The 23,642-nt window shown below is 71.2% G+C and carries 22 protein-coding genes; 7 read left to right on the forward strand and 15 right to left on the reverse strand.

Going from position 1 to position 23,642, the window contains the following annotated elements; translation table 11 throughout:
• Positions 1-13: 13 nt before the first annotated feature.
• Positions 14-499, reverse strand: coding sequence for a CarD family transcriptional regulator (locus tag ABZ406_RS03640; protein ID WP_357755776.1), 486 nt, complete (start codon positions 497-499; stop codon positions 14-16).
• Between the two features lie 327 nt (positions 500-826).
• On the opposite strand from ABZ406_RS03640, the gene ABZ406_RS03645 reads away from it, so the two are divergent.
• Entirely contained in the window at positions 827-1,519 is a 693-nt protein-coding gene (locus ABZ406_RS03645) for a hypothetical protein (protein ID WP_357755777.1), read from the forward strand.
• 10 nt (positions 1,520-1,529) lie between these two features.
• Here ABZ406_RS03645 and ABZ406_RS03650 read toward each other — a convergent pair whose 3' ends face one another.
• The 4 genes from ABZ406_RS03650 to ABZ406_RS03665 form a co-directional block, all read right to left on the reverse strand.
• Positions 1,530-2,171: a hypothetical protein gene (locus tag ABZ406_RS03650; protein WP_357755778.1), complete on the reverse strand. Its 642-nt coding sequence runs from the start codon at positions 2,169-2,171 to the stop codon at positions 1,530-1,532.
• Between the two features lie 24 nt (positions 2,172-2,195).
• Positions 2,196-3,245: a type III polyketide synthase gene (locus ABZ406_RS03655; RefSeq protein ID WP_357755779.1), complete on the reverse strand. Its 1,050-nt coding sequence runs from the start codon at positions 3,243-3,245 to the stop codon at positions 2,196-2,198.
• A gap of 94 nt (positions 3,246-3,339) precedes the next feature.
• Positions 3,340-4,506 (reverse strand): acyl-CoA dehydrogenase family protein, encoded by a 1,167-nt coding sequence (locus ABZ406_RS03660; protein ID WP_357755780.1) that lies wholly within the window; start codon positions 4,504-4,506, stop codon positions 3,340-3,342.
• A 41-nt stretch (positions 4,507-4,547) separates the two neighbouring features.
• Positions 4,548-5,321 carry a methyltransferase domain-containing protein gene (locus ABZ406_RS03665; RefSeq protein WP_357755781.1) on the reverse strand — a complete coding sequence of 258 codons (774 nt, stop codon included), beginning with the start codon at positions 5,319-5,321 and terminating at the stop codon, positions 4,548-4,550.
• Between ABZ406_RS03665 and ABZ406_RS03670 the strand changes: the two genes are divergently transcribed.
• From ABZ406_RS03670 to disA, 4 genes are all read left to right on the forward strand, one after another.
• Positions 5,320-6,207, forward strand: coding sequence for a UbiA family prenyltransferase (locus tag ABZ406_RS03670; RefSeq protein ID WP_357755782.1), 888 nt, complete (start codon positions 5,320-5,322; stop codon positions 6,205-6,207). The genes ABZ406_RS03665 and ABZ406_RS03670 overlap by 2 nt on opposite strands.
• A gap of 140 nt (positions 6,208-6,347) precedes the next feature.
• On the forward strand, positions 6,348-7,103 hold the full coding sequence (locus ABZ406_RS03675) for a hypothetical protein (protein ID WP_357755783.1): 756 nt from the start codon (positions 6,348-6,350) through the stop codon (positions 7,101-7,103).
• An 85-nt stretch (positions 7,104-7,188) separates the two neighbouring features.
• Positions 7,189-8,646: a DNA repair protein RadA gene (radA, locus tag ABZ406_RS03680; protein ID WP_357755784.1), complete on the forward strand. Its 1,458-nt coding sequence runs from the start codon at positions 7,189-7,191 to the stop codon at positions 8,644-8,646.
• 131 nt (positions 8,647-8,777) lie between these two features.
• A complete protein-coding gene (disA, locus tag ABZ406_RS03685) occupies positions 8,778-9,962 on the forward strand; it encodes a DNA integrity scanning diadenylate cyclase DisA (RefSeq protein ID WP_357755785.1) in 1,185 nt (394 codons plus the stop codon).
• A 6-nt stretch (positions 9,963-9,968) separates the two neighbouring features.
• On the opposite strand, the gene ABZ406_RS03690 is transcribed toward disA, so the two are convergent.
• From ABZ406_RS03690 to ABZ406_RS03700, 3 genes are all read right to left on the reverse strand, one after another.
• Positions 9,969-10,673, reverse strand: coding sequence for a hypothetical protein (locus ABZ406_RS03690; RefSeq protein ID WP_357755786.1), 705 nt, complete (start codon positions 10,671-10,673; stop codon positions 9,969-9,971).
• Positions 10,674-10,779: 106 nt separating this feature from the next.
• A complete protein-coding gene (locus ABZ406_RS03695) occupies positions 10,780-11,352 on the reverse strand; it encodes a peptide deformylase (RefSeq protein ID WP_357755787.1) in 573 nt (190 codons plus the stop codon).
• Complete coding sequence (locus ABZ406_RS03700; RefSeq protein WP_355419506.1) at positions 11,349-11,861, reverse strand: ACT domain-containing protein; 513 nt, start codon at positions 11,859-11,861, stop codon at positions 11,349-11,351. Before ABZ406_RS03700 ends, ABZ406_RS03695 begins: the two co-directional genes overlap by 4 nt.
• A 96-nt stretch (positions 11,862-11,957) precedes the next feature.
• Between ABZ406_RS03700 and ABZ406_RS03705 the strand changes: the two genes are divergently transcribed.
• Complete coding sequence (locus tag ABZ406_RS03705) at positions 11,958-12,869, forward strand: A/G-specific adenine glycosylase (protein WP_357755788.1); 912 nt, start codon at positions 11,958-11,960, stop codon at positions 12,867-12,869.
• Positions 12,870-13,321: 452 nt separating this feature from the next.
• Here the strand turns inward: ABZ406_RS03705 and ABZ406_RS03710 are convergent, their stop codons facing one another.
• The 3 genes from ABZ406_RS03710 to lysS all read right to left on the reverse strand — a co-directional run bounded on the left by ABZ406_RS03710 (position 13,322) and on the right by lysS (position 18,352).
• Positions 13,322-15,865, reverse strand: a complete 2,544-nt coding sequence (locus tag ABZ406_RS03710; RefSeq protein WP_196920089.1) for an ATP-dependent Clp protease ATP-binding subunit — start codon at positions 15,863-15,865, stop codon at positions 13,322-13,324.
• Positions 15,866-16,386: 521 nt separating this feature from the next.
• Positions 16,387-16,731 carry an Lsr2 family protein gene (locus tag ABZ406_RS03715; RefSeq protein ID WP_357755789.1) on the reverse strand — a complete coding sequence of 115 codons (345 nt, stop codon included), beginning with the start codon at positions 16,729-16,731 and terminating at the stop codon, positions 16,387-16,389.
• 112 nt (positions 16,732-16,843) lie between these two features.
• The gene (gene lysS / locus ABZ406_RS03720; protein ID WP_357755790.1) at positions 16,844-18,352 is read right to left on the reverse strand and encodes a lysine--tRNA ligase; all 1,509 of its coding nucleotides are present in this window, start codon (positions 18,350-18,352) and stop codon (positions 16,844-16,846) included.
• An 87-nt stretch (positions 18,353-18,439) separates the two neighbouring features.
• Between lysS and ABZ406_RS03725 the strand changes: the two genes are divergently transcribed.
• Positions 18,440-19,180: a class I SAM-dependent methyltransferase gene (locus ABZ406_RS03725; protein WP_357755791.1), complete on the forward strand. Its 741-nt coding sequence runs from the start codon at positions 18,440-18,442 to the stop codon at positions 19,178-19,180.
• 36 nt (positions 19,181-19,216) lie between these two features.
• Here ABZ406_RS03725 and ABZ406_RS03730 read toward each other — a convergent pair whose 3' ends face one another.
• The 4 genes from ABZ406_RS03730 to ABZ406_RS03745 all read right to left on the reverse strand — a co-directional run bounded on the left by ABZ406_RS03730 (position 19,217) and on the right by ABZ406_RS03745 (position 23,585).
• Positions 19,217-19,975, reverse strand: a complete 759-nt coding sequence (locus ABZ406_RS03730) for a type III pantothenate kinase (protein WP_357755792.1) — start codon at positions 19,973-19,975, stop codon at positions 19,217-19,219.
• Positions 19,976-19,992: 17 nt separating this feature from the next.
• Positions 19,993-20,889: a carboxylating nicotinate-nucleotide diphosphorylase gene (nadC, locus tag ABZ406_RS03735; RefSeq protein WP_357755793.1), complete on the reverse strand. Its 897-nt coding sequence runs from the start codon at positions 20,887-20,889 to the stop codon at positions 19,993-19,995.
• Positions 20,886-22,580 carry an L-aspartate oxidase gene (locus ABZ406_RS03740; protein ID WP_357755794.1) on the reverse strand — a complete coding sequence of 565 codons (1,695 nt, stop codon included), beginning with the start codon at positions 22,578-22,580 and terminating at the stop codon, positions 20,886-20,888. Before ABZ406_RS03740 ends, nadC begins: the two co-directional genes overlap by 4 nt.
• 108 nt (positions 22,581-22,688) lie before the next feature.
• Entirely contained in the window at positions 22,689-23,585 is an 897-nt protein-coding gene (locus ABZ406_RS03745; RefSeq protein ID WP_357755795.1) for a septum formation family protein, read from the reverse strand.
• Between the last annotated feature and the right edge of the window lie 57 nt (positions 23,586-23,642).

The raw sequence follows: 23,642 nt of genomic DNA on the forward strand, positions 1-23,642 counted from the left end.
GATGCTGTGCGGACTAGGCCTCGGTGAGGACCTTGTCGAGCAGCGACTCCGCCTCGTCCTTGGTGCTCTTCTCGGCCAGCGCGACCTCGCCGACGAGAATGTCGCGGGCCTTGGCGAGCATCCGCTTCTCGCCCGCAGAGAGGCCCCGCTCCCGCTCCCGGCGCCACAGGTCACGCACGACCTCGGCGACCTTCAGCGGATTGCCGGAAGCCAGCTTTTCCAGATTGGCCTTGTAACGCCGCGACCAGTTGGTCGGCTCCTCGGTGTGCGGAGCCCGCAGAACGTCGAAGACCTTACCGAGGCCTTCTTCGCCGACCACCTCACGGACGCCCACGATCTCGGCATTCTCGGCGGGCACCCGGACCGTCAGGTCACCCTGCGCGACCCTCAGGACGAGATATTTCTTAGGCTCGCCCTTGATGATCCGAGTCTCGATTGCCTCGATGAGTGCGGCCCCGTGGTGGGGGTAAACAACGGTCTCGCCGACACTGAAAACCATAGGTTCGAAACCCCTTTCGCTGTGTCTAGGGTAACACGGTCAGGCACTGATGTCTCTCCGATGTCCTGACCATTGGCGCAGCTCAGGGGCCCTGTGAGAGGTCTTGCTTCAGCTTGACAGGCGGTCAAACCGATGGTTCAAACACGCTCCGTAACGCGGAAATGACTGCCCGGTACGGGTGAGCGGAACGTCGAGATCAAGGGCTATGCGCTCCTCCCATGGTAGCCCGGCCAGCGGAACCGCGCCCAGATGTAGCGGGAGGTGCCCCTGGTGCGCGACCCTGGAGACCGAGCCGCACTCCGCTCTCGAGACGCTTCAGGGGGTCCGATGGGCAAGCCGGACGCAGAGGGTCACGGGCCGCCCGACGGCCTGCCCGGCCTGCCGCCCGAATGGGGCCGGGTGGTGGTTCCCGACGACGCGTCCGCGCTGGCCGCCGAGGCCGCTCAGATCCGCCGTGAGCTGCGCCAGGCCAGCCGTATCCCGGGCGCATTCCGGGCCCTGGGCCTGCCGCTCGTGGTTCTGCTGGTGGCCGTCCTCACCACGTTGGCCGGTCTGCTGGCGGTCACCTGGCCCCGCACCGGTCGAGGCGCCGACCGGCCGACCCCGGCCCCCGCCGCACCGCCCGCGACCCTCACCGGGCGACCGCTGCCCGCACTCGACCTGGTCGACGCGGACAACGCACCAGTGCCGCTGCGCGGCCTGCTACCCGCCATGATCATTCTGCTGGACGGCTGCCCCTGCCCGGACCGGGTCACCGACGCCCTGGCGGCCGCACCCGTCGGCGTCTCCGTGGTCACCGTCACCGGCGGGCGAACGCCACCGGTCGGGCCCAGCATCGACCCGCAGGCGCGCGCCCTGGCCGACCCCGCCGGAGGGCTGCGCTCGTTCCTGGGCCAACCAGCCCGCCCCGGCACAGTGACCGCCGTGCTCGTCGACCGCACCGGCACGGTGGCCCGGGTGCTGCCCGACCTTCGCACCGTCGACTCCTACCGCGACGACCTGAGCGCCCTGGCCGGCTGACCCACGGCGCCTACCGGGGCAGCGCGACGAGTTGCGCCTGGATGTCGATGGGCCGGTCGCCGGCCAACAGCGACACCCGGAACGGCCCGTCACCCGGCAGCACCTCCGCGTTGGCGATCGTGCCGTCACAGTCGATCCGCGTCTGACCGACGATCTCCGCCCCGGTGCTCGTCACCACCATCGCGCCCAGGCGCGTGCACCGGTACTGCAGCAGGAAGCGGGCACCGTCGCCGCCAGCCTGCCGGGTCACCTCCTGGCCGGCATAGAACTCCCGCTCCTCGCGCCAGATCGTGTCGCGGAACGACGGCAGGTCACCCGCCGGGAAGAGCACCGCCGGATCGCCCTCGATGTCGGTGATCGAGCCCGTCGCCGGGTCGATCACCGCCCGCGGAGCGCTACGCACCCGGAGAACCTCGCCGGTGTTCGGGTCCATCCGCACCGCCACCCGCTCGTCAGGCTCCTCCGGCAGGAGAAAGCGTTCAATCGGGGTGCTGGCGCTCGGCCCGACCGATGGCACCGCCGGAGGGACAACCGATCCGGCCGTCGACGCGGGCGCGGCGGACTGCCACCACCAGCCACCGACGGCCAGGACGGCCACCGCAGCGCCGAACAGCACCACCGAGCGCAGCCTGTCGTCCGATGTCGCATCCACCCCGTGAGCGTACCGGCCGGAGGTTCAGTCCTGTCGATCGAGCAGGGCGGCGTACAGGGTGAGCCCGGGGCCGAAAGCCAGCATGACGATGCGCCGGGCCGCAGGTGTCGACCGACCCAGCCGGTCCAGGATCAGCAGGACCGTCGGCGAGGAACAGTTGCCGTGCTCGTCGAGCGTCGCCCGGGACGCCGCCAGCCCTTCCGGGGGCAACGCCAACTCCCGCTCGACCACGTTGAGGATCCGCGGCCCACCCGGATGCACCGCCCAACCGTCCACCTCGGAACTCGCCACGCCGTGCCGGGCCAACAGGTCGTCGACAAGCCCGCGGACATGCCTCGACAACACCTGCGGCACCTTCGGCGACAACCCCATCCGGAAGCCCGCGTCAGTGACGTCCCAGGTCATGTGGTCGGCGGTCGAGGTGTCGGTGACGGCGGTGACCTCGCGTACGGCGTACCCCCGGCCACCCGGCACGACCACGGCGGCGACCGCGGCGTCCGAGAAGAGCGCGTGGGAGACGATCTGCTGGGTGTCCACCCGGGCGCTCGACGGCTGGATGTGCAGGCTTGTCAGCTCCGCGCAGAGCAGCAGCGCCGGACGCCCCCGGGCGGTGACGAAGTCACTCGCCGCGCCGAGCCCCGGCAGCGCCGCGTAACAGCCCATGTGACCGATGACCATCCGCTGGGTGTCCGCGGCCATGCCCAGGTCCCGGGCGAGCAGGATGTCCAGCCCCGGGGTGGCGTACCCGGTACACGAGCAGACGATGAACAGCCCGATGTCGCCGGCGTCCAGCCCGGCCGCAGTCAACGCGCGACCCACCGCCTCCTTGCCCAGCGGCAGCGCCTCCACCTGGTAGCGGCGCATCCGGCGCTCGGTCGGCCAGTCCGAGACGTCCTCCAGCAGCGGATTGACCGCCGCCTGCCGCCGGGTCACCCCCGAGTTGGCGAAGATCCGCTGGGCCAACGACCGGGTGGTGCCGGAGAAGTGCCGGGAGAAGAAGCCCTCCCACAAATCGTCCTGCGAAGCGGACGGCGGCTGCGCTGTCCCGAGCCCCGCGATCACTGGTACGGACACGATCCCCACCTCTCGTCAGATGCTGTCCTCCCCCTGGCCGTCCCACCAGCCCCGTCGGCTGGTCGTTCCTCCGTACGAGCCCGGTGGCGCGGGCTCACCAACGCGGTGCCGATCCGTCACGATCCGGGTCGCCGCCCAACGCGGCGATGCCGAGCCAGTCGGCGCAGACATCGGACGTGGCCGGGTGCAGTGAGCCGCAGCGGGCGTCGCGGTAGAGCCGCTCCAGCGGATGCCCACGGCGGGTGGCCGAGGTGCCCGCCGCCTCCAGCACCGACGCCGCCACCTCGGCGGCAGTGGTGCCGGCAAGCAGCTTCGCCCGCCACACCCAGCGGTTGGTCTCCTCGTCACCCGGTGCCTCGTCCACCCGGCGGGCCGCCTCGGCCACCACCAGCTGCGCGGCGGCCGTCGCCGCGTCCGCCCGACCCAGTCGGGCCCGCACCGCCGGCAGACCCGCCAGGTTGCGGGCGTTGAGGTGCTCGGCCGCCGCGTCGATAGCCGCGCGGGCCACCCCCACGTAGACGGCCGCGTAACTGGCCACCAGCCAGTGCGGCATCAGTTGGGCCACCACCAGCGCCAGCCCTTCCACCCCGCCGAGCAGCCGGTCGGCAGGAACGCTCACGTCCAGGTGCAGATCGTGGGAGGAGGTGGCGCGCATGCCGAGCGAATCCCAGGTCGGCTCCACGGTCAGCCCGTCACCGGCCGGCACCAGGAACTGTGAGACCACCGACTGGTCGGCCGCGCTGCGTGCCGCCACCAGGTAACCGTCCGCGTGCCCGGCACCGGAGCAAAAGGTCTTGCTGCCCTTGAGATGCCAACCCCCGTCGGTCGGCTCGTACGCAGTGGTCAGCTGGGACAGCCGCGCGCCCGCACCACGCTCGCTCATCGCGACCGCGTACCAGGAGCCCTGCGCCGCCGCGCTGAGCAACCGGTCGCGGGCGGCCAGCGCCTCGTCCGGCACCCCGAGCGCCTCGGCCAACTCCTCGGTCACCGCGCCCAGCGCACCGGTCACCGAGGCGTGCATGTTGAACACCAGGGCGGTCGCGCCGTTGCCCCGGGCAAGTTCGGTTGCCACCGCGGCGTACTCGGCGAAGGTGGCACCCAGGCCGCCGAGCGCCCGGGGCACCATCAGCCCGAACAGGCCGGCCTCGCGCAGGTCGGCGAAGTCGTCCACGGGAAACGAACCGTCCCGGTCGTGTTCGGCCGCCCGCGCGGCGAACCGCGGCGCCAACCGGCGTGCTGCCTCAAGCGCGTGCACCGTCATCTCGTCCCCTCCTGGGCGTTCCATACCCCGCCACGGCCTGACTATCCTTTGCGGACCCCCCGGCCCTGGTAGAGCACGGCGGTCGACCGGGTCGGCACGATGAGCGGCGCGCGGCCGGTGGGCACCGCGCCGGGCCTCCGGGTCGCGAGGACACGGCGCAGCAGCCAGGCGAGCATGCCGCCGACCTGCGGACGGATGCCCCGCAGGCGCAGGTCGACGCCATGTCGGGCACACTCGGCCACGAGCGCGTTCGCGTCCACGAACAACTGTGGGTCGTGGATGCCGCGCGGCACCGTCGGCAGCCGCTCGGCGATCCGGACCGCGACGAGCCGGGCCACCGCGGTGTCGTTGAGGGTGTCCAGCACCAGGACGCCACCGGGGCGCAGCAGGCGGCACGCCTCGCCCACCGCGCGCGGCCAGGCCGGCACATGCTCCAACAACTCTCCTGCGGAGACCACGTCGGCGCAGCCGTCGGGCAGCGGGACCGCTGTCGCATCACCCTGGACCACGAGCACCCCGTGCTCGGCCGCCTGGACGAGCGCCGACCGGGTCAGATCCACCCCGACGTGGCGGTAGCCCTTACCGGCCAGGTGGGGCGCGAGCAGGCCGGCGCCACACCCCAGGTCGACGAGCAACGCGTCCGGACGGGTCGCCGGCGGCACCATCGCGGCACGGGCCTTCGCCAGCCAGTGCAGCATCGCGAAGGCGCCATCCGGCCGCCACCACTCGCCGGCCAGATCGTCGTACTGACGCGGGTCGTTCCGCGGCAGCACCCTCGGGCCGGTGGACGCCTCCGCCGCAGCCACGTCTCGCATGGCACCGAGCGTGGCACGACTGCTCGGTAACGACCAGACTTCCCTTATGTCGTCGAGGGTGTTAGGGCTGGTCAGAGCAAGCCATCCGGAACCGGCCGCGGCGGTGACCACGGTGGCCGGTCTGCTGGCCTGGGGAGTGGGCCACCGGCCGGCCGGAATCGTCTCCGTGGTGCTCGCCGTGCTGGCCAGCCAGCTCGCCGTCGGCTGGACCAACGACGCGCTGGACGCCGAGCGGGACGCCACTGTGGGGCGTACCGACAAACCGGTCGCCAGTGGCGCGGTCGGCCGACGCGTCACGGCCTGGGCCGCCGCGACCGCCGCGGTGGCCTGCCCACTGCTGGCGCTGACCACGAACCCGACGGCGGCGTTCTGGTTGACGCTCGCCCTGGTCTCCGCCCTGCTCTACGACTGGCCGCTCAAGGCCACCGCGTTCTCGGTGCTGCCCTATGCCGTGTCGTTCGGCGCACTTCCCGCCTTCGTGGTGGTGGCACTGCCCGGCCAACCGGCACCGCCGGTCTGGCTGGTGACGGCGGCGGCCTGCCTGGGCGCCGGCGCGCACTTCGCCAACGTGCTGCCCGACCTGGCCGACGACGCCCGCACCGGCGTGCGCGGCCTGCCACACCGGCTCGGCGCCGCCGGCAGCCGGGTGGCTGCGGCCGGTCTCCTCCTCGCGGCGACCGCGACACTGGTCCTCGGACCACCCGGGCCGCCGTCGGCGATCGGCTGGGCGGCGGTCGGCACGGCCGCCGTGGTGCCACCACTGAGCTGGTACGCCGAGCGCTCGGCGGTCCGGGCCGGCCGGCGGCCGGTGGCGGCCTTCCGGGCGGTGATGCTGGTGGCCCTCATCGACGTGGTTCTGCTGGTGGCGAGCGGTCGGGTGGTCTGAACGCCGCCCGGGCAGGTGGCATTGCCGGGTCCGCGTGCGGGCCTCGATCAGTCCCAACTACCCTGGAGCGCGGTCTGCGCGGGTATGGCCACCGTGCCCGGCGTACGGCCCGGGTGGGGATTGTGACGAGGAGGACCGACGTGACGCGCTCGATCAGGGGATCCCGGCGGGCGGTTCTGTTGCTGTCCGGGATTGCGGCGACCGGCCTGTTGACTTCCGGTTGCGGCGCCGGTCAGATCGCCGAGACGGCGTTGAAGGAGCCGTCGGTCCAGGGCGTCAACCTCACCACCAACAACGGCTCCTTCTCCGTGCGGGGCCTGCTGGTGGACTACCCGGGCACCGAGGGTTACCAGGCCGGGCAGGACGCGGGGCTCGGCGCGGTGATCTACAACGACTCCAAGGAGACGGTGACCGTCACCGTCACCACCGAGGGCGCCCGTGAGGTGGTGATCAGCGGCGGCTCGGCGAGCCCGTCGCCGTCCGCCTCGGAGTCCGGCTCGGCCAGCCCCTCCAACACGACCTCTGGTTCACCGAGCCCGTCGGTGACGCCCTCCGAGACCGGGTCGTCGTCGGCCACCCCGTCCGCCCCGGAGTCGGCGCGGGCGTCCGGATCGGCCAGTCCCTCCGCTCCCGGCCAGCCGGCCCGGATCGAGCTGGCCCCGTTGAGCTACATCCAGTTCAACTCCGAGGCCACCACCCAGCTCCGGCTGGTCGGCCTGACCGAGGCGCTGCGCTCCGGTCAGAACGTCGTCGTGACCTTCGACTTCGGCAACGGCAACACGGTCACCGGCCAGGCACCGGTCGCGGTGCCGCTCACCCCGGCCGCCCCACCGTCGCCGATCATCGAGCGCGAGGGTGGCTACGAGGGCAACGAGGGCGGCACCACCCACGAGTGACCCCTCCGGCACATCGACGAACACCCCGGCGTGGTGACCACCACGCCGGGGTGTTTTCGTCGTACGCGAGGGCTAGCGTCCTGATGTGACCACCTCCCGATCGACTCCCCCGCGTGGCGGCACGGCCGGTGCCGCCCGTGGTCGGTCCGCCGCCCGCGACCCGCGTCCCGCCTACCAGTGCGACGCCTGCGGGCACCAGCCGCCCAAGTGGGTGGGGCGCTGCCCCGAGTGCGGCGAGTGGGGGGCGGTGGTCGAGCACACCGTGACCGGTCCGACGGTCTCCGGTCGGGTGGTCAGCTCCCGGATGCCGTCCGAGCCGGCCCGACCGATCGCCACCATCAGCGCCGCTCCGGCCCGCGCCCGTCCCACCGGGGTGAGCGAGCTCGACCGGGTGCTCGGCGGCGGCCTGGTCCCCGGCGCCGTGGTGTTGCTCGCCGGCGAGCCCGGCGTGGGCAAGTCGACCCTCCTGCTCGATGTGGCGCAGCAGTGGGCGGTCAACGCGGGCAGTCCCTCGCTGGTGGTCAGCGGTGAGGAGTCGGTCAGTCAGGTGCGCCTGCGCGCCGAGCGGATGGGCACCCTGCACGAGCAGCTCTACCTCGCTGCGGAGCGCGATCTGGCCTCGGTGCTCGGTCACCTCGACGCGGTCAAGCCGGGCCTGTTGGTGCTCGACTCGGTGCAGACCATCTCGACCACCGGCACCGAGGGGGTGCCGGGCGGGGTGACCCAGGTCCGCGCGGTCACCGCCGCGCTGGTCTCGGTGGCCAAGGAGCGGGGCATCGCCATCGTGCTGGTCGGGCACGTCACCAAGGACGGCCAGGTGGCCGGCCCTCGGGTGTTGGAGCACCTGGTCGACGTGGTGCTGCACTTCGAGGGCGACAAGCACTCGTCGCTGCGCCTGGTGCGCGGCGTGAAGAACAGGTTCGGCGCGGCCGACGAGGTCGGCTGCTTCGAGATGCACGAGGGCGGCATCAGCAGCCTGGCCGACCCGTCCGGGATGTTCCTGACCCGCTACGCGGAGCCGGTCCCCGGCACCTGCGTGACGGTGGCCATGGAGGGGCGGCGGGCGCTGGTCACCGAGGTGCAGGCGCTGATCGGCGCGACCGTGGCGGGTTCTCCCCGACGCACCGTCTCCGGCCTCGACTCGGCGCGGCTGGCGATGGTGCTCGCGGTGCTGCAACGGCGCACCGAGCGGCTGACCCTGCACGACCGAGAGGTCTTCGCGGCCACCGTGGGCGGGATCCGGGTGGTGGAGCCGGCCGCCGACCTGGCGGTGGCGCTCGCGGTCGCCTCCGGCGGGCTCAACCTGGCGATCGCGCCGCACCTGGTGGCGATCGGCGAGGTGGGGCTGACCGGCGAGGTGCGTCGGGTCGGTGCGGTGCCGCGCCGGCTGGCCGAGGCGGCCCGGCTGGGGTTCAAGGTGGCCCTGGTGCCTCCCGGCTGCGGCCCGACCAGCACCGGTGCCGGCCCGGAGCAGATGCGGGTGACCGAGGTCACCGACGTCCGTTCGGCCCTGCACCATGCGGCCCGTGCGTCCGCCGAGTGACCCACGGTGCCGACGGGGGCGGCGAAACCGGACACCACGTCGCAAGCGCGAAACAGGGAAGAGGGCGGCATCGTGACACATCACAGTAACCACGACAGCACCCACCGCACGGCAGTCCGTAGACTGTGCCCGTGCCGATCGACCGCGATACCACCAAGCCAGCCGGAGCGCCGCCCCAGGCCCGCACCGGCGCCGTGGGCTCGCCCGCCCGCCCGATCAGCGTGAGCGTGACAGCGGGAGCCGCCGGGAGTGCCGGAGATCCGCTGCGGGCCAATCTTGCCCTGATGGCCCCGGGCACCGCCCTGCGCGACGGTCTGGAGCGCATCCTGCGGGGCCGCACGGGCGCGCTCATCGTGCTCGGCTACGACAAGGTGGTCGAGGGCCTGTGCACCGGCGGCTTCGCGCTGGACGTGGAGTTCTCCGCGACCCGGGTCCGCGAGCTGTGCAAGATGGACGGCGCTGTCGTGCTCTCCAGCGACGGCACCAGGATCGTCCGGGCGGCAGTGCACCTGATGCCCGACCCGTCCATCCCGACGGAGGAGTCCGGCACCCGGCACCGCACCGCCGAGCGGGTGGCCCGCCAGACCGGCTATCCGGTCATATCGGTCAGCCAGTCGATGCGGATCATCAGCCTCTACGTCAACGGCCAACGGCACGTGCTCGACGACTCGGCGGCCATCCTCTCCCGGGCCAACCAGGCGCTCGCCACCCTGGAGCGCTACAAGCTCCGGCTGGACGAGGTCTCCGGCACGCTCTCCGCCCTGGAGATCGAGGACCTGGTCACCGTGCGGGACGCGGTCGCCGTCGTGCAGCGACTGGAGATGGTCCGCCGGATCGCCGACGAGATCGCCGGCTACGTGGTCGAGCTGGGCACCGACGGCCGCCTGCTCGCGCTGCAACTCGACGAGCTGATGGCCGGCGTGGACGCCGACCGCACCCTCGTCATCAGGGACTACCTCCCCGTCGGCCGCAAATCACGCACCCTGGACGAAGCCCTCGTCGAACTGGACCTGCTCGGCGCCACCGAACTGATCGACCTGGTGTCGGTGGCCAAGGCGATCGGCTACCCGGCCGCGTCCGACGCGCTCGACGCCGCGGTCAGTCCGCGCGGCTTCCGACTCCTGGCCAAGGTGCCCCGACTTCCGGTGGCCGTCGTCGACCGCCTGGTGCTGCACTTCGGCAGCCTCCAGCGCCTGCTCGGTGCGACAGTGGAAGACCTGCAAGCAGTCGAAGGCGTCGGTGACGCCCGGGCCCGTGGCGTCCGCGAGGGGCTGTCCCGGCTCGCCGAGGCATCCATCCTGGAACGCTACGTCTGAGCCGGCTCAGCCGGTGACGGTGAGCTTCACCGCTTCGCTGAGCTTCGTGCCGACCCGGGCGAACACCTGGTACGACCCGATCGGTGGGAACGGGCCGCCGGCCAGCGCACCGTCGCAACGGCTGGTGTCCCGCCCGTTCCAGGGCACCTCGTAGGAGCGCTCGAAGTTCGGCGTGAAGGTCTGCACGTCCGAGCCCTGGACCTTGGCGCAGGTGTCCGACGACCAGATCTTCTCGGCACCGGACTTGATGAAGATCTCCTGAAGGTCGGCGCCGACGTTGCGACTGCACGTCCGGTTCGACGTGTTCTTGATCCTCAGTTGCAGCTCGGCCACCGTGCCTCGCTGCACCGACGTCGGGCTCGCCGACGAGACGACGCTGATCTCCCCGTCGGTGCAGGTGCCGTCGTCCTCCGAACCGGCCGCCGCGCCCAGCGGCGGAGTGTTGCTGGTGATCGCCGGGCTCGGATTCGTCGCACCCGAGTCAGCGGACGACGACGATGACGGGGCCCCGGTCTGCGGTGTCAGCAACGGCCCGGCGGGACCAGGCGTCGCAGCCGACGGCGAACCTCCCGCCTTCGGCTCCTTACCGGAACGATCCGAACCGGTGCAGGAATAGAGCAGAACAATCAGGAACAGAAAGCCCGCTCCGAGTACGACGGCGCGACGCCGCCAGTACACGGCGGGTGGCAGGGGGCCGACCGTCAGACGCATGATGCCCTCCACCGTAGCCGCGCCGTACCCGGCAGTGCGCCGCGACGCGCCGGAGCCACCCCGGGGCGCTCAGCACAGCGTCCACTGAGGACGGCCGGGCACCCGATCACAGGTAGACCTTGCGCTGATAGACCGCGTGCGCACCGGCCACCCGATCCAGGAAGAGTAGCCCCGCGCAGTGGTCGATCTCGTGCTGCAACGCCCGAGCCTCGAACCCGTCGGTCACCAACCGGACCGGCTCCCCACTGCCCGGCAGGTCACCCTCCACCACCAGCCGACTGGCCCGCTTCACGTCCCCGGTCAGGTCCGGCACCGACATGCAGCCCTCCCGGCCCGGCTTCCAGCGCGTCGCCTCGACCACCCGCGCGTTGCACAGCACGAAGGCGCCGTGCACGGTCACCGCCTTCGGGTGCCCCGTCACATCCACCACGAAGACCCGAGCACCCACCCCGACCTGCGGCGCGGCCAAACCCACACAACCCGGGGAAACCCTCATCGTGGCCACCAGATCGGCAGCGAGCTGGACCGTCTCCTTGGCCGTGGGATCAACCTCGTCCGCAGCCCGACTCAGCACCGGATGCGGGGCGGACACCACCGCCCGCACCTCGCCCGGCACATCCAGCGACTCCGGCGTCCAGTCCCCCAGGCCGACGTCCGGCCCGCGCTCCTCGCCGCTCACAACAGATCCGGGTCCGCCGGCCGGAGAGTGACCTCCACGCCCAACTCGGCAGCCGTCCGGTGCAACCGGTCGATCAGAGTGTCCGCCACACCGGCCGGCAACTCGACCTCCGCCAGAACCACGTACAGCGCCCCGGTCAACCGCGTACTCAGGTCGGTGACATTTCCACCCGCGTCCACCAGCACCCGCGTCATCGCCGCCACGATCCCCATCCGGTCCGAACCGTGCACCGCCATCACGTACGGCTCACCCGCCGGAGGCACATCACCGTCCGGCGTGACAGCGCGTACCGTCGCCAACAACTGACCCTCGGCGGCCAGCGACGCCAGTGCCGCCTCGACCTCAGCGGCGGCCGGGCCGGTGCAGATGAGGGTCATCGCGAAATGTCCCCGCAGCCGCGTCATCGTGCTGTCGGTGAGGTTCGCACCCAGTCGGGCCAGCACCTCCGCGACGTCGGCCACGATGCCCGGCCGGTCCCGACCGATGACGGTGATCGCCAGCTCGTTCATCCGCGCATTCTCCCCCGCCCACCGGACGAGCACGTGGCACCCCGCCCGAGCCGCCCACCCAACGGGAACGCCGAACGTGACATCATCGACGACGCCATGACTCAACCCGACTTCGCCACACTGGTCAGCCGGTGGTTCCAACAACACGCCCGTGACCTGCCCTGGCGTGAACCCGGGGTCACCCCGTGGGCCATCCTGGTCAGCGAGGTCATGCTCCAGCAGACACCAGTGGTCCGGGTCGTGCCGGCCTGGCAGGCGTGGCTGGCCCGCTGGCCCGACCCCGCCGCGTTGGCGGCGGACACCCCCGCCGAGGCGATCCGCATGTGGGGACGCCTCGGCTACCCCCGTCGGGCCGTCCGGCTGCGCGACTGCGCGGTCGCGATCGTCGAGCGGCACGGCGGCCAGGTGCCGGACCGGCTCGAGCAACTGCTGGCACTGCCCGGCGTCGGCACGTACACGGCACGGGCCGTCGCCGCCTTCGCGTACGGGCAGCGACACCCGGTCGTCGACACGAACGTCCGCCGGGTGGTGTGTCGGGCGGTTGCCGGCGAACCCGACGCTGGACCGGCCACCCGACCAGCCGACCTGGTCGCCACCGAGGAGCTGCTTCCACCGGAACCGGCCGCGGCGGCGCTGGCCAGCGCAGCATTCATGGAACTCGGCGCGGTGATCTGCACAGCCCGGTCACCTCGCTGCACCGCCTGCCCCGTCGAGTCGGTGTGCGCGTGGCGGGCGTCCGGCCAGGTGGCGCCGGCGGGACCGACCCGCCGACCCCAGCGGTACGCGGGCACCGACCGGCAGGTACGCGGCCTGCTGCTCGGAGTGCTCCGGGACAGCACCGGGCCGGTCCCCCACCAGCGGCTGGACCAGGTTTGGACCGACGACGTGCAACGCGCCCGCGCCCTCGCTGGCCTGGTGCAGGACGGGCTTGTCGAACCGGCCGGCACCGACTCCTTCCGCCTGGTCGGCGACGGCCCGTCCCTCCCGACCGCCGACCTCACCTCCTGACGCACCCGTTCCCGCCCATCCAGCGGAGACACACGGGCCCCCGCACACCCCGCATGCTCGCGCCCCACGGCCCTTCCTCCCAAGATCGTGCTAGATCCTGGATGTAGTGGTGTCAAGCGCCTGGGATGCCACTACAACCAGGATGTAGTGCGATCTTGCGGCCACCTCCCTGCGCCGGCCCGCAACATCAGGGAAAGTGCTGCCTCCGAACGCCGCGAGGCGACACCTTCCCTGATGTTGCGCGGCTCGAGCACGGCACACGGCTCGGCGAGCACGGCGCTTCGCGCGAACACGGCGCCTGGCTCGGTGGGCGCGGGGCCTCAGGTGGGCGCGGCCGGGTGGGATCGGCGACGACGAGCGGGGAAACGGCGGGGTTGGCCGGTGGGTGACGTGACAAAGCGGGGCCCCGGTGGCTTGTTGCGCCACCGGGGCCCCGCCCTCGCTGATCGTTGTTACTCGTCCACGCCTGCGGCGGCGGTGCCAGCGGCGGTGCCACCGAGGTCGGCCGGGACGGCGTCCGGAACTTCAACCGGCTTGTCCGAGCCTCGGAAGACGAGCTTGGAGTTGTCGATGTCGTCCGGGTCGCCTTCGCAGTCGACCACGACGATCTGACCCGGGGTCAGCTCGTTGAACAGGATCCGCTCGGAGAGGTTGTCCTCGATGTCGCGCTGGATCGTGCGACGAAGCGGACGGGCACCGAGCACCGGGTCGAAGCCCTTCGCGGCCAGGTACTTCTTGGCGTTGTCGGTCAGCTCCAGACCCATGTCCTTGTTGCGCAGCTGGCCCTCGATCCGCTGGATCATGATGTCCACGATCGAGAGGATCTCGGTCTGACGCAGCTGGTGGAAGACGATCGTGTCGTCGATCCGGTTGAGGAACTCAGGCCGGAAGTGCTGCTTGAGCTCGTCGTTGACCTTCTGCTTCATCCGGTCGTAGTTGGACTCGGAGTCCTCCGACTGCTGGAAGCCCAGCGACACCGCCTTGGCGACGTCTCGGGTGCCCAGGTTGGTGGTCAGGATGATGACCGTGTTCTTGAAGTCCACGATCCGACCCTGGCCGTCGGTGAGCCGACCGTCTTCGAGGATCTGCAGGAGCGTGTTGAACACGTCCGGGTGGGCCTTCTCGATCTCGTCGAAGAGGACCACCGAGAACGGCCGACGCCGCACCTTCTCGGTCAGCTGCCCGCCCTCGTCGTAGCCGACGTAGCCGGGAGGGGCACCCACGAGCCGCGACACGGTGTAGCGGTCGTGGAACTCGGACATGTCCAGCTGGATGAGGGCGTCCTCGCTGCCGAAGAGGAACTCGGCGAGCGCCTTGGACAGCTCGGTCTTACCGACACCGGACGGGCCGGCGAAGATGAACGAGCCCGACGGGCGCTTCGGGTCCTTCAGGCCGGCCCGGGTACGCCGGATCGCCTTCGAGACCGCCTTGACCGCGTCCTCCTGGCCGATGACGCGCTTGTGCAGCTCGTCCTCCATGCGCAGCAGGCGCGAGGTCTCCTCCTCGGTCAGCTTGTAGACCGGGATGCCGGTCCAGTTGCCGAGAACCTCGGCGATCTGCTCGTCGTCGACCTCGCTGACGACGTCCAGGTCACCGGCCTTCCACTCCTTCTCCCGCTGAGCCTTCTGCCCGAGGAGCTGCTTCTCCTTGTCGCGCAGCTGGGCCGCGCGCTCGAAGTCCTGCGCGTCGATCGCGGACTCCTTGTCGCGACGCACCTGGGCGATGCGCTCGTCGAAGTCACGCAGGTCTGGCGGCGCGGTCATCCGACGGATGCGCATCCGTGCACCGGCCTCGTCGATCAGGTCGATCGCCTTGTCCGGGAGGAAGCGGTCGGAGATGTAGCGGTCGGCCAGGGTTGCGGCAGCCACCAGAGCGGCGTCGGTGATGCTGACGCGGTGGTGAGCCTCGTACCTGTCACGCAGGCCCTTGAGGATCTCGATGGTGTGGGCCAGCGACGGCTCACCCACCTGGATCGGCTGGAAGCGGCGCTCGAGAGCGGCGTCCTTCTCCAGGTGCTTGCGGTACTCGTCGAGCGTGGTGGCGCCGATGGTCTGCAGCTCACCACGGGCCAGCATCGGCTTGAGGATGCTCGCGGCGTCGATCGCGCCCTCGGCGGCACCCGCACCCACCAGGGTGTGGATCTCGTCGATGAACAGGATGATGTCGCCGCGGGTGCGGATCTCCTTGAGCACCTTCTTGAGGCGCTCCTCGAAGTCACCGCGGTAGCGGGAACCGGCGACGAGCGCGCCCAGGTCGAGCGTGTAGAGCTGCTTGTCCTTGAGGGTCTCGGGCACCTCGCCCTTGATGATCTTCTGGGACAGCCCCTCCACCACGGCGGTCTTACCGACGCCGGGCTCACCGATCAGGACCGGGTTGTTCTTGGTACGGCGGGAGAGCACCTGCATGACCCGCTCGATTTCCTTCTCGCGCCCGATGACCGGGTCGAGCTTGCCCTCGCGGGCGGCCTGAGTCAGGTTGCGGCCGAACTGGTCCAGCACCAGGCTCGTCGACGGCGCGGCCTCACCCGGCGCGGCACCCGCCGCGGCGGGCTCCTTGCCCTGGTAGCCGGAGAGCAGCTGGATCACCTGCTGGCGGACCCGGTTGAGGTCGGCGCCGAGCTTGACCAGCACCTGGGCGGCAACGCCCTCGCCCTCACGGATCAGCCCGAGCAGGATGTGCTCCGTGCCGATGTAGTTGTGGCCGAGCTGCAGCGCCTCGCGCAGCGACAGCTCAAGCACCTTCTTGGCCCGCGGCGTGAACGGGATGTGCCCGCTCGGCGCCTGCTGGCCCTGGCCGATGATCTCCTCGACCTGCTGGCGGACGCCCTCCAGGGAGATGCCGAGGCTCTCCAGGGCCTTTGCCGCGACGCCTTCACCTTCGTGGATCAGGCCCAGCAGGATGTGTTCCGTACCGATGTAGTTGTGGTTGAGCATCCGGGCCTCTTCTTGGGCCAGGACGACAACCCGTCGCGCTCGGTCGGTGAACCGCTCGAACATGCCCTCGTGCTCCTCACGTGCCGTGCGCCTTGATGGTCAAGATCTTGGCGGGGCCGGTGCACGAACGTCCAGGACGGGCGTCCGTGCCTCCTTACTCTATCGTCGCTGACCGACTCAGCTGAGGTCGTGTGTCTCTGCTCTGGGTCGGTTCCACGTCGTTTTGCACAACCGTCCGCGCTCAGGAGGTGTTCCGGTAGCCCTGTCGCTACGCGCAGAGCGAAATCCGACTGCCCCGACGGAGGCCCGATCGGGGGTCCGGAGGCGGTCCGGACGGCCCCGAAGGGGTGGACCGGTGGTCACGACGAGCGCCGCGCCCGGCCCCGGGGGAGGTTGTCCACAGGCTGTGGAAAACCGGTCCACTGGTTGTGGACAACGTCGGCCGACACGGATTGCTTCCCGGCCGCGGACACGGGGGGCGCCGGCCGTGGAAACGGCGACGCCGGCCCGGAGAAGTACTCCGGCCCGGCGTCGGTGTCGGTGTCGCCCAGGCGGTGGCGGCTGGCCACCAGGTTGCTCGCGGATCAGCGCTTAGCGTGGAACTCGTCCACGATCTCCTGCGGGATACGGCCCCGGTCCGAGATGTCCTTGCCGGACTTCTTGGCCCACTCCCGGATCGCCTTGTTCTGTTCCCGATCGGCGGTCGCGCCACCCCGACCGCGGGCGGCCCGTCCACCGATCACCACGCCGCCCCGGCCGACCTTGGTGCCGGCACCCACGTACGAGGCAAATGCATCGCGCAATTTCGCGGCGTTGGCGCTCGACAGGTCGATCTCGTACTGAACGCCGTCGAGGGCGAACTTGACGGTCTCGTCCGCGTCCCCGCCGTCCAGGTCATCGACCAGCTTGTGAATGATCTGCTTGGCCACGTCCCACATTCCTTTCGAGCAGGGTGCTCCTGCTAACGAGAGCACAATAACCCGCGTGGCGCTCGTCGCGTCAATAGGATCCGGTTACGGCTCGGCGTGTGCCCGGACGGGACTACTCCTGGCGGACCAACGGGAAGAGGATCGTTTCCCGAATTCCCAGCCCGGTGAGGGCCATCAAGAGCCGGTCGATTCCCATTCCCATACCGCCGGCCGGTGGCATTCCATACTCCATCGCCCGAAGAAAGTCCTCGTCGAGACGCATCGCCTCGTCGTCGCCGCGAGCCGCGAGCTGCGCCTGGGCCACCAGCCGCTCCCGCTGCACGATCGGGTCGATCAGCTCGGAGTACCCGGTGCCCAACTCGAAACCGAGGATGTAGAGGTCCCACTTCTCGGCAAGCCCCGGCTCGGTGCGGTGCGCCCGGGTCAGCGGGCTGGTCTCCTCCGGGTAGTCCCGGATGAAGGTGGGCGCCTGAAGGCCGGGGACGACCAGTTCCTCGAACAACTCCTCGGCCAACTTGCCCGGGCCCCACTTCGGGTCCACTGCCAATCCCACCTTGTCCGCGTACTCGACCAGGCGGGAGCGTTCGGTGCGAACGGTGACCTCCTCGCCCAGTGCTTCGGAAAGCACGCCGAACAGCGGCACGGACCGCCACTCACCGCCCAGGTCGAACTCCCGACCGTCGGCGTGGGTCACCACCGTCGAGCCGCTCACCGCGATCGCCGCCTGTTGCACAAGATTGCGGGTCAACTCGCCGATCGTGTCGTAGTCCCCGTACGCCTGGTACGTCTCCAGCATCGCGAACTCCGGTGAGTGCGAAGAGTCGACACCCTCATTACGGAAGTTGCGGTTGATCTCGAAGACGCGGTCGACGCCGCCGACCACAGCGCGCTTGAGAAACAGTTCCGGAGCGATTCGCAGATACAGATCGGTGTTCAACGCATTGCTGTGGGTCACGAACGGTCGGGCTGTCGCACCCCCGTGCAGCAGTTGCAACATCGGCGTTTCCACCTCGATGAAGCCCTGACCGTGCAGTGAATCGCGCAGACTGCGGACCGCGGCGGCCCGGGTGCGCACCATCTCCCGTGCCTGCGGCCGGACGATCAGGTCGACGTAACGCTGCCGGACCCGCGCCTCCTCGGAGAGGGGCTTGTGGGCGACCGGCAGCGGACGCAGCGCCTTCGCGGTCATCTCCCACTGCTGGGCCAGCACCGACAGCTCACCCCGGCGGCTGGTGATCACCTCGCCGGTGACGCCGACGTGGTCGCCGAGGTCGACGAGGCGCTTCCACGCCTCCAGCCGCTCCGGCCCGACCCGATCCAGGGAGAGCATCGCCTGCAACTCGGTGCCGTCGCCGTCCCGCAGGGTCGCGAAGCAGAGCTTGCCGGTGTTGCGTACGAAGATCACTCGGCCGGTGACTGCGACCTGGTCGCCGGTGGCGGTGTCGGTCGGCAGGTCGGCGTAGCGCGCCCGGACCTGCGCCAGGGTGGTGGTGCGGGGGAAGCCGACCGGGTAGGGCTCGACGCCCTCGGCGAGCATCCGGTCCCGCTTCTCCCGGCGGACCTTCATCTGCTCGGGAAGGTCGTCGGCGGGGTCCACTGGCACGGGGTTCTGCTCGGTCACGGCACGCTTCCTCGTCACGGAGATACAGGGGTCAGGCCCGAGCGTACTCAAGCGCTCCGGAGGCCGTTACGGGATAACCTGCCCGTCATGGTCGATCACACTCATGCCCTGTCGTTCGGCGCCGCCGCGAGTGATTACGACCGGTTTCGGCCAGGTTATCCGGAGGCTGCGGTCAGCTGGGCGCTCGACGGGCTGAGCCGGGCCCGGGTGGTCGATCTCGCGGCGGGCACCGGCCTCCTGAGCCGGGCCGTCCTGGCCCTGGGCCACGACGTCGTACCGGTCGAGCCCGATGAGGGGATGCGGACGCAACTCGCCGCCAGCACCCCGGGCACGACGGCGCTCGCGGGCAGCGCCGAGGCCGTACCCCTGCCGGACGCGGGGGCGGACGCGGTGCTCGTGGGAACGGCGTACCACTGGTTCGACAGGGAGCCCGCGCACGCCGAGATCGCCCGGGTGCTCCGCCCCGGCGGCACCTTCGCCCCGATCTGGAACATTCGGGACGACAGCGTCGACTGGGTGGCGGAACTGGGTCGCATCGCGCACTTCGGGGACAGGTCGACCCTCGAGCTCATCGGTGAGCGCCCCGACTTCGGCCCCGCGTTCGACACCGTCGAGCAGCGCGAGTTCCCGCACCGCACCACGCTCACGCCGGAGGAACTGCTCGGCGTGGTCCGCACCCGCTCGTACTGGCTCACCGCCTCCACCGAGGATCAGCAACTCGTGGCACGGGAGTTGACGGACCTTCTGAACACCCACCCGGCCCTGGTCGGCCGGGACACCGTCGAACTGCCGTACCGGACGCTCGTGCTGCGCGCCCGGCGGCGCTGACGTGCGCACCAGGCCGGCGCCCGACGGCGGCCGGGGTCAGAGGTTGCGCTCGTAGACCATCCGCAGGCCGATCAGCGTGATCATCGGCTCGTGGTGGGTGATGCTGCGACACTCGTTGATCACGAGAGAGGCGAGGCCACCGGTGGCGATCACCGCGCGCACCTCACCCAACTCCTCGGTCATCCGCTCGACGATCCGGTCCACCTGCCCGGCGAAGCCGAAGTACAGGCCGGCCTGGAGGCACTCCACGGTGTTCTTGCCGATCACCGAGCGGGGCTTGGTGGCCTCGACCTTGCGCAGCTGGGCGGCCCGGGCGGCCAACGCGTCGAAGGAGATCTCGATGCCCGGGGCGAACGCACCGCCGAGGAACTCACCGCGCTCGCTGATCACGTCGAAGTTCGTGGTGGTGCCGAAGTCCACCACGATCGACGGCCCGCCGTAGAGGGTGTACGCGGCAAGGGTGTTCACCACCCGGTCCGCGCCGACCTCCTTCGGGTTGTCGATCGCCAACTGCACCCCGGTCCGTACCCCCGGCTCGACCACGACGCTCGGCAGGTCGGCGTAGTAACGGCTGAGCATGGTACGCAGCGATCGCAGCGCGGCCGGCACCGTGGAGCAGGCGGCCACACCGGTGATCTCGACGTTGTCCCCGGCGAGCAGACCCCGGAACATCAGACCCAGCTCGTCCGCCGTTGAACGGGCGTCGGTCTTGATCCGCCAGGAGTGCACCAGCCGGTCGCCGTCGAAGGTCGCCAGCACGGTGTTGGTGTTTCCGATGTCGATGCAGAGCAGCACGGACGCAGCCTAGACAACTACCCGGTACGCAGGTCCATCGCGATGTCCAGGATCGGCGACGAATGGGTGAGCGCACCCACCGAGAGGAAGTCCACGCCGGTGGCCGCGTACCGGCCGGCCACCTCCAGGGTCAGCCCCCCGGTCGCCTCCAGCTCCGCCCGGTCACCCACCGCGGTCACCGCCTCGGCCAGCACCTCCGGCGACATGTTGTCGCAGAGCAGGAAGTTCGCCCCGGCCTCCACCGCCTCCACCGCCTCGTCGACTCCCGTCACCTCGACCTGCACCGGCACCTCCGGGAACGCCTCCCGGACCCGTCGGTACGCCGCCGTGATGCCGCCGGCCGCCAGCTTGTGGTTGTCCTTGATCATGGCCACGTCGTAGAGGCCCATCCGCTTGTTGGTGCCACCGCCGGCCCGCACCGCGTACTTCTCCAGCGCCCGCAGGCCCGGCGTCGTCTTGCGGGTGTCCAGCACCATCGCCTTCGTGCCCGCCAACGCGTCGGCCCAGGCACGGGTGTGGGTGGCCACCCCGGACATCCGGCAGAGCAGGTTGAGCGCCGTCCGCTCGGCAGTCAGCAGCAGCCGGGTCGGTCCGGACACCGTCGCCAGCACGTCACCGCGGGCCACCCGCTCGCCGTCGCGGGCCACCACCGACACCTCGACGGTACGACCGAAGCCCGTCACCTCGCCCACCAACTCGAACACTGCGGCGGCCACCGCCATCCCGGCCACCACCCCGTCCGCGCGCGCCACCAGTTCGGCGGTGTCGGTCTGCTCCGCCGGAATGGTGGCCACGCTCGTGACGTCGAGGAGATCCGGGCCCAGATCCTCGACCAGAGCGCCCTCGATCACCTGCCGTACGTGCTCCGGATCCAGCCCGGCCGCCCGCAACGCCGCCTGCGTCGACTCCGTCATGCCCGTCCTTCCCACTGTTGCGTCACCCGGCCCTGTGCCCCGACCGCCCCGACGAGGTGGCCCAGCCACCGCTCGTCGGCCGTCGGGAAGTCCTCCCGCCAATGGCAGCCCCGCGTCTCGCTCCGGGCGTACGCGGCGGCGACGAGCGTCGACGCCACAGTCAGCAGGTTCGTCGCCTCCCAGTCGGCGGTGCGCGGTCGACCCCGGGCCACGCCCAGCTCGGTGAGCGTCCCGGCCGTCCCGGCCAGCGTCGCCGCGGACCGGAGCACCCCGGCCCCTCTGGTCATCGCCCGTTGCAGGGTCGGCGTCACCTCGGCGGGCAGCACCCAGCCCGCACCTCCCCGCCACGCCCCGGTGTCCGCCGGTTGGGCCTGCTCCGGCAGGCCGGCAGCGATGTCCTCGGCGATCCGCCGGGAGAAGACCAGACCCTCCAGCAGCGAGTTGCTGGCCAGCCGGTTCGCGCCGTGCACGCCCGTGCAGGCCACCTCGCCGCAGGCGTACAGGCCGGGGATGGAGGTGTGACCGCGCAGATCGGTGCGGACGCCGCCGGAGGCGTAGTGGGCGGCCGGCGCCACCGGGATCAGGTCGGTCGCCGGGTCCACGCCGATCGCCAGGCAGGACGCCACAATGGTGGGGAACCGGCCGGCCAGGAAGTCACCACCCAGGTGCCGCGCGTCGAGGAACACGTGATCCTCGCCGGTGGCCAGCAGCACCCGGTGGATGCCCTTGGCCACCACGTCCCGGGGTGCCAGCTCGGCCAACTCGTGCTGGCCCACCATGAACCGTTTGCCGTCCCCGTCCACCAGGTAGGCGCCCTCGCCGCGCAGCGCCTCCGAGACCAGCGGCTGCTGCGCGTGCCCGGCGCCGGGCACCCCCGCGCCCGGCGGGGTGATCAGCGCGGTCGGGTGGAACTGGACGAACTCGACGTCGGTCACCGCCGCGCCGGCCCGCAACGCCAACGCCACGCCGTCCCCGGTGGAGACCGCCGGGTTGGTGGTGGCCGAGAAGACCTGCCCCATTCCGCCGGTGGCGAGTACGACAGCACGGGCCAGCAACGCGCCGACGCCGTCCTCACTGCCCTCGCCCAGCACGTGCAGGGTGATCCCGCAGGCCGGGCCGAGCCCGTCCGGGCCGTCGCCGGGGGCGCGCAGGAGGTCCAGCACGAGGGCGTGCTCGACCAGCCGGATCCACGGGTCGCGTTGCACGGCGGCGTGCAGGGCCCGCTGCACCTCGGCACCTGTGGCGTCCCCGCCGGCGTGCACGATCCGGTCCGCCCGGTGCCCACCCTCGCGGGTGAGCATCAGCGAGCCGTCCGCGTGGCGATCGAACTCGGCGCCGATCCGCATCAGCTCACGGAGCCGGGTCGGGCCCTCCTCGACGAGCACCCGGACCGCCGCGCTGTCGCACAGCCCCACCCCGGCGACCTCGGTGTCCCGGGCATGCGCCGCCGGGGTGTCCGCCGGGTCGAGGACGGCGGCGATGCCGCCCTGCGCCCACCGGGTCGAGCCGTCGTCAATGTTGACCTTGGTGACCACCGTGACGTGCAGACCCGCCTCCCGCAGGTGCAGCGCCGCGGTCAACCCGGCCACGCCGGAACCCACCACGATCACGTCGGTGGTCTCCACCCAACCGGGCGCGGGCGCCGCCAGCAGCGCGGGCAGGGCAGGCAGGTCGACGGTCGGGAGATCCATGCCCTCAGTCAACCCGAACCATCCTCGCTCGGGGCGGCGGGGGCGGGACGAGTGTTGTGGGCTACCCCGTCCGGCACGCGCCCCGCCGCGCCTACCGTCAGGCCGCTGTCACTTCGTCCGGATCGGTAGGCCAGCCGGGCCCACCCCTTTCAGCGAGGCGGTCACCGTACGGTGGCTGAGCCACAGGTAGCAGCGGACGCCCCGGTCACCGACCTTCCAGCGCCCCGCCCCCGGCGGTCGGACCACCACCCCGCTGCGGACGCGCAGCTCGGTGTCGTCCGGAACGCCCACGTACCGAGCCAGGATGCTGCGACACCCCGTGTAGAGCGGTGCCCAGTCGGCATCCCGGGTCGGGTACGCCCGGTCCGGTGCGCGCCACACCCCGACGAACTCGGCGTCGTGCTGTTTGCCGCACTCCATCGCTGTCAGCGTCTGCAACCCCCGGCCGGCGCCCCCGCGGGTCTGCTGGCAACCGAGGCGCAGCCCGGTGGCTCCCTTCAACGCGTCCCGCAGGCTGCCCGAACGGACCACCACTGTGGCCGTCGCCTCGACAGTGGTCAACTCGGTGAGGTCGCACCGGAACCACCGGGAACCCGCCGCCCAGCCCGGCCCGTTCGGCAGCGCCACCGACAGCCGCAACCGGCCCGCCCGCCACTCGTCACCCACGTAACCGGTAGCCCGGGTGTCGCACTCGGCGAACGCGCCCCGCAGCTCCGGCGAACCACCCGCCGGAGCCTTCGTCCGCTCCGCCGGGAACACTCCGACGTGAACGGTCTCCAGTCGGTGCGGCCCGGCGCAGTCCACCGGCTCGTAGCTGGCCAGACCGACCAGGTCGATGAAGTCGGCGGCGTGACACACACCGGCGGCCGGGGTGAACGCCGACGCCGCCGGCAACGCCTTCCAGTCATCGGTCAGGTCACCGTCCAGGCCGCCGGACCCGGCGCAGCCCACCAGCAACACTGCCGTCACGGCAGCGGCGAACACTGACGTCATCGCACGGCGCATCGCGGCCTCCCCCAGCCACCGGCCGGCTTCCGCCAGCCTGCCCAGGGTAACCGGAAA

The sequence above is a fragment of the Micromonospora sp. NPDC005710 genome (assembly GCF_040630995.1).
Taxonomy (GTDB): domain Bacteria; phylum Actinomycetota; class Actinomycetes; order Mycobacteriales; family Micromonosporaceae; genus Micromonospora.